Below are 6,213 nucleotides of genomic sequence, written 5' to 3' on the forward strand. Positions count from 1 at the left end.
CCTGAGTCAGCTCTGTCAGCATATGTAGAATGAAGTACATGCCACCGCCCTCTTCTAGGGAAAGCATAAACTAGTAATCAGACATGCTAGTAGCAACTAGACCGACATGAATCGCATCAGAGCGTGTCCTTACTGTGGGAGCGAGGACATCTTCCCAAAGATAATATTCGGAGGCCCGCTGGCCGGAGTGGACAACAAGGATGGCAGCTTTCGCTGCCGCTCCTGCGGCAAATTGGCCGTTCCACTCGATTTCACGACCGAAAAAGAGAGACTATCATTCCGAGGCGCCAACATGGACCAAAATGACCAAGCGGACACGTTCAAGCATATACCAATACTGCCAGTGGATACGAGAGGCTTCTTCTCTGTAGGCAGCAACGACCTGCCGCTGGGCAGCGTGGCCGAAGTGGTCAGCGTAAAATGGGACGGAACAAGATTGGCCAGGACCGATTACAGCGCCAAGTTCAGCAAGTACTGGAAGGCGGTGTCCGGGCAGAGATACAATGCATCGGAAATAATGCTGATGGACCTGGCTGGGATCATCGAGGCGCGTCCCAACTTCGACGTTCTGCGACAGCTCCTCAAAAGGAAGAACAGCGTGTGGCTCGAGATCGGTATGAGAAACGAGGATGACCTTTTCGACGCTTTCGCCATGGGCGTCTCCTATGCGGTGGCTGGCAGCCTTTGCTGCCGTAACATAAACATGTTCAAGGAACTGTTCGAGCTTTCGGATAAGTGTATCCCCTGTCTGTATGTGGATAACCGTGTGGTATGGGAAAGGCCTGGGGCAGGACCGGCCGATCTGGGTGAGGCGATCGAGGCCCTGAAGAACATAGGCTTCGAAGAGATCGCCATCATAGACCTACCAAGGTTGGGGACCGGTTCCGGTTATTCCGAAGAGATGGTAGCCAGTGCCCTCGGCCATGGCATCACCCTCCACGTGGGTGGTGGAATAACAGAAAAGGATTTCGAATCCCTGGAGAAGATGGGCGTGTCCGGAGCCTTGGTGGACCCTTTCACCCCGATCATCGAGGACATCATCGAATCACCGGAGGGTGCCGCCACCACAACGATCACCTCAACCCCGACCAGGCTTGAAGCGCCCTCTAGCACTTCTGCGAACAACACGATCTGATCAGGTCCGTCAAGAGGCCTTTGGCCATGGAGTATGCCGGATCGGTCGGCTGAACTCAAGAGCATGCCTCCGGACATCTCCGACCAGACGGATAGCTTGAGAATGGGTTTGAACGGCGTTAGGATTATGTATTCCAAATCTGGTTGACTGCCAAGACTCGCACCCACATGAGTGCGTCTAGGATGTCACCATGGGACTCAACGGCATAGCCTTCGCGATGATCGGTCTGGTCTATGGGCTGTGTCACTGGATCTTCTTCTGCAGCGGCACCGAGGAGGCGCCAAACTGGTGGAGGAAGAAGTCCACACCGGAGGATATGGTTCCAGAACAACCGATCGGCGCCATGGGGTCGCTCGTGGCCGGCATCAGTCTGTTCCTTTTCGCTTTCTGGCTCATCTGGAACCCCGGTTCGAACCAGTTCCTTGTGATGGCTATCTCCGGAATAATGAACGGCCTGCTCTTCATGGGCACGGCGGTGGTTGCCGTGAAGGGATGGGATTGGAAACATATCGGTAATGGGGCCATCGCCGCTTCCGTCGCTCAGACCATCATGATCCCATTCGCAGTATATTGGGGATTCCCGGCGGACGCTGGCTTCGCTTTGCTAGTATGGGGGATCCTGGCCGGCTCGTGGGGATTGGTGATTCATGGTAAGAGCTCGTTGAAGTTGCTCCAGCTCAGCCTGGTCCTTTCGGTGGTCGCGTCCTGGTGGTTTATGGTGTTCTATGGCAACATACACCGTCCGCTTTCGATGGTCACGAACCTGGACAACTCCATCTCAGGAGGCGTTTGGGCATTGGTGTTCGCCATAGTGGGTGGAGTCTGCATCGTCTGGTTGGCGATCGGTTCAAGGAGAGGGGCAAGACCCCAGGACATGCCACAACACTGATTCTGAGAAAGGTCGGCGAACAGAGACATTAATTACCTCATGGTACGAATTGTTCCACGAGTTGTATGGTCGATTTTATTGGCCTGGTCCTGGTTGTCATCGTTTCGGTCACCCCTCCGATCCTGTATCTCATCTGGGTTAGGAACGCGGAGTTGTGCCGGCGGGAATCGATGGGTTCGGTCCTGATGGCGTTCGCATTTGCGGCGGTGGTCTCTCTGAGCGCGGCGTTCATCATCGAATCATTCCTGGTCGGTACCCTTTTCAGTCCTGGCAGCGTTCTTAACCAGGGGTTCTGGGGGATACAGCCCAACGACCAGAACCTGCAGTTGCTGATACTGGCGGTGTTCATCGCCCCGATAGTTGAGGAGTTCACCAAGTCCTGGGCAGTCCTGTTCATGAGCCCAAGACTGAACGAGATCGAGGACGGCCTGGTCTACGGGGCGGCGGCAGGTCTTGGATTTGCGGCGGTGGAGAACATTCTGTACAACGGTTCTGCACTGGTATCGGGCACCGAGGTGTTCCTGGTCATAGCCATCAGCCGCGCCTTGACATCGACATTGTTGCACGCTTCGGCCACGGCCGTGACCGGTTATGGCATAGCTCTGTCAAAATTCCACAGGATGGCGGGACATCCTCAATCGTGGGTCCTGTATTACGCCGGGGCGGTGGTGCTGCACGCGTCCTTCAATCTGTTCGCCATCATGGGGAACTTCACCTCGGATGTGGCGTTCGTATCGTTGATAGGGCTCATACTGAGCTTCCTCCTGGCATGGATCGTCTTCACCTGGATCCGCTCCAGCATTCAGCGCCTGGATAGGGTCAACGGATGCCTCAGATGAGAGCTGCCGAGACGGCTTCCCTACCCATCAGATAGGCTCGGTCCAGATCATCGCCATGTGTCAATATATCACCCTCCGCCTCCACCCCTGGAACAGTGACCTCGCCACGAAAGGTGATACCGACCCCGATGCAGAATGATCGCACCTCGGACAGAACGTTCCTGAAATTCGCGTTCTCCATCGCACCCACGCTCAGCAGGTAGGCACTTTTGTCCTGGACCGCCTTCCCCCTCCTTGCGTTCTGCCATAGGCATTGACACCTATCGATAACTGCCTTGAGATGGCTGCTCATCCCGGAAAAATACAATGGGGTGGCAAGCACGAGCACGTCAGCCCGGCAGATGGCCTCGTAGATCCTTTCCATGTCATCGTCCACTACACATACACCAGTATCCTGGCAATCGTTGCAGGCCCTGCAGCCGGAAATTGCCATCTCAGCTGCATCGAACCGGACCGTCTCCGCCCCTGCATCACGGGCACCGGCAAGAAACGACTCGAGCAGTGTTGCGGTGTTTCCCTTCGCGTGAGGGCTTCCGAGGATGCCAACGACCGTTACCATATGCAACGATTCCTTGTTCTGGACGAGGGTGCCGCGACCATCATCGCATTTTACAATTTTCCAGGTTCTCGATGATGCGTTCATGTAGTTTGTTATAGTACTGGAATGTCTTGACTATGTAGTCACATGCCCCTTCCTTCATAGCCTCGAAACTCAGGTCGGGATCATCCAGGGCGGATACGAAAAGAACGGGTATCTGAAGACCCATCGGCCGGATCTTCTTCAACAGATCGATCCCATTGATATCCGGCAGCTTGTAGTCAAGGATGATGATGTCGTATTTTCTGGTCTTCAACTTATCAATGGCCTGACCGCCGGTGTAGGCAGCGTCAACCTCGAACTCATCATCTGGCAAAAATTCCGAGCAGAGCTGGATATGTTCAACGTTGTCGTCTACCATGAGCACTTTGATCATTGAATTCACCCCCAAAAAGCCGACCTTCCTGTACTACCGGAAGTATAACCCATTCAACATATTTCACCTTACCCTTGGAATGATCAGGGAGAAGATGGAACCCTTTGTGAAGTCCGCGGTGACGCGATTATCGACCCATACCCGGCCCCCGTACCGTTCCGCCAGGGCATTGACCACTGAAAGGCCCAGTCCGTGCCCCTCCGCCGCCGATTCAGAATCCAGCTGGTCAAATCTCTTGAACAGGAAATCCTTCCTCTCATCGGGAATTCCGTGTCCGTAGTCGGCGACGGAGATGCGGAAGTAGTCAACCCCATTCTCCGAGTGCTCGGAAACGGTCACTTCGATAGGCTTCTGGTCACCGTATTTGCAGGCATTGCTGAGCAGGTTGTAGAAAACGTCCTTCAGAAAGCTGTCCGCCTTGACCGTGAGCTTTCCTGGAGGTGAATTGAAGGCGATGTGATAGTCCCCGTACAATGCGTTCATTTGGATATCATGGATGGCCTCGGAAAGGATGGGAGAGAGGTCCACCGGTAACAGGGGGCTCTGTTCCATCGCCTTGAGCTTCCACAGCCGACGCACATCGGATATCAGCGAAGAGATGTTCTCGGATTGGGCCAAGGCGCTCTTGACATAGCGCCTTTGCCTATCGTCGAGCTTGGGATCGGTCAGCAGCATCTCCAGGAACCCGTGGATGGGAACATTGTAGTTGGCCACGTCATGGGTCAGCAGTATGTTGTACACTTGCTGGCGGGATGCTTTCTCCTTGACCCGGGAGTAGGTGCTGGCATTCTTGATGGCCGTCGCTGCCAGGAAGGAGAACATCTCCACCAGCTTATACTCCCTCGAGGTGAAGGGAAGTCCCGGCCTCTTTTCCAGGGTGATCACACCAAGGATGTCTTCCCCGAACTTCATGGGAACACAGATCAACGAACTTGGGTCGTCCTGCGTACCCTCGAGCAACACCGATCTGTCGTCCAGGTCGGCCCTTTCCAGAAGAATGCCCTGCCCGGTCTTGGCGACCAGGCCAGTAATGCCTACCCCCACTTCCACTTCCAACCCCGCAACGTTCATGGGGGTCTGACATGCGTTCTGGGTGCAACGCAATTTGCCGTCACGGGGATCCATCTCGAACAAAAGGCAATTCTCGGCGCTCACCAGCTGCCTGGCCTTATGCAGTATGGCGACGATCACTTCTTTATGATCGAGTGTGCTGGATAATACCTTTGACGCCTCATAGAGTATCTGGAATTCGTTGTTGCTTCGGACCTGCCGGCGATGTAGCTTGCCGTTCCGATGTGAGATCGCCACCTGATTGCAGAACACCTGCAGGACCGTTTCCTTGCTCATGATGTCTGACATCGGAAGAAAACTGCCGAATATCGCACAACCGTATGATTCCCGACGGAATTGAACCGGGAGGCATATGATGGCCCTCGGTCTGTCGTAATGGATCGATATTCTTCTATCCTTCTGCAGGTCCTCGGAGGCGAATATGTTGCCGTTCTCCACGCTGGTGTACAGGGCTGTGCCGTTCTCGAGGGGAGATTCCAGGAGAGCGCGGCCGTTTCGGAAATCCACCCCGGAACAGAACATCTGAGGTATGTTACCCTCATCGATCAGGCGAAAGATGGCGAAATCAAAATCCAGAGCCTTCACCATTCGGATCAGTTCGTGGTCTATGGACTCGGTGGGATCAAGATTATCGCTGATGTCCCGAGAGGTTTCCGCCAAGATCTCCATGTGTCGACCGAGTTGCTCGATATCCTTGGCCATTTTGACAGCATGGGTCGGATCGTTACTTAGGGCCAACACTCCCATCGTATTTCCTTGGTCGTCCTTCAGGGGTGTCAGCCGCCAGTTCAGGAAGAGGGTTCCAGTGGCGGAGAGCAACGGCATCTTCAGCGTGAGCATCCTTCCGCCGAGGACATCATGGATGGCCTGCATCACCTCTGTTTTCTGTATCTCCTTAGGATCGAGTATGTCCATTATCTGGGAGCCTAGCACTTCACTACTGGAGCGCGATATCACCTCCTCGACCGTCTTGTTATAGACGATTATCTTTCCGGTCTGGTCAAAGGCGATCACCATCAGATGCACAAATGTCATCAGTTCATCCATGAGCTGGGATGACAGCCGCATCGAGCCCATGATGGCGTTCTCTGCCTGGACCCTCCGCCCGAATACGCTGATGCCTACCACAATGCCCCTCTCTACGACGGGACTAACGTTGAGATGGCACAAAACCTCTGTGCCCTTCATCGATCGAAGTTTGACCGTCATGCTACCGGAGGCTGCCGTGTCATGGGAGCATCTTTCGATGATCTCTGAGAAGGATTCAACATCGGAACCGTCCACCAGTTCCAACAGTCTTGTTCC

At 54.5% G+C, this 6,213-nt stretch carries 6 protein-coding genes; 3 read left to right on the forward strand and 3 right to left on the reverse strand.

The window, feature by feature from the left end; genetic code table 11:
* Positions 1-106 precede the first annotated feature (106 nt).
* From VGK23_03640 to VGK23_03650, 3 genes are all read left to right on the forward strand, one after another.
* Positions 107-1,135: a HisA/HisF-related TIM barrel protein gene (locus tag VGK23_03640; protein ID HEY3419623.1), complete on the forward strand. Its 1,029-nt coding sequence runs from the start codon at positions 107-109 to the stop codon at positions 1,133-1,135.
* 190 nt (positions 1,136-1,325) lie between these two features.
* The gene (locus tag VGK23_03645) at positions 1,326-2,024 is read left to right on the forward strand and encodes a hypothetical protein (protein HEY3419624.1); all 699 of its coding nucleotides are present in this window, start codon (positions 1,326-1,328) and stop codon (positions 2,022-2,024) included.
* A gap of 65 nt (positions 2,025-2,089) precedes the next feature.
* Entirely contained in the window at positions 2,090-2,863 is a 774-nt protein-coding gene (locus tag VGK23_03650; GenBank protein ID HEY3419625.1) for a PrsW family glutamic-type intramembrane protease, read from the forward strand.
* Here the strand turns inward: VGK23_03650 and VGK23_03655 are convergent.
* The 3 genes from VGK23_03655 to VGK23_03665 all read right to left on the reverse strand — a co-directional run.
* On the reverse strand, positions 2,856-3,422 hold the full coding sequence (locus VGK23_03655; protein ID HEY3419626.1) for a flavodoxin family protein: 567 nt from the start codon (positions 3,420-3,422) through the stop codon (positions 2,856-2,858). The genes VGK23_03650 and VGK23_03655 overlap by 8 nt on opposite strands.
* A gap of 40 nt (positions 3,423-3,462) precedes the next feature.
* Positions 3,463-3,837, reverse strand: coding sequence for a response regulator (locus tag VGK23_03660; protein ID HEY3419627.1), 375 nt, complete (start codon positions 3,835-3,837; stop codon positions 3,463-3,465).
* Positions 3,838-3,900: 63 nt separating this feature from the next.
* A partial coding sequence (locus VGK23_03665; protein ID HEY3419628.1) for an ATP-binding protein occupies positions 3,901-6,213 on the reverse strand: 2,313 nt, incomplete at its 5' end.

Source organism: Methanomassiliicoccales archaeon (genome assembly GCA_036504055.1).
Taxonomy (GTDB): Archaea; Thermoplasmatota; Thermoplasmata; order Methanomassiliicoccales; family UBA472; genus DASXVU01.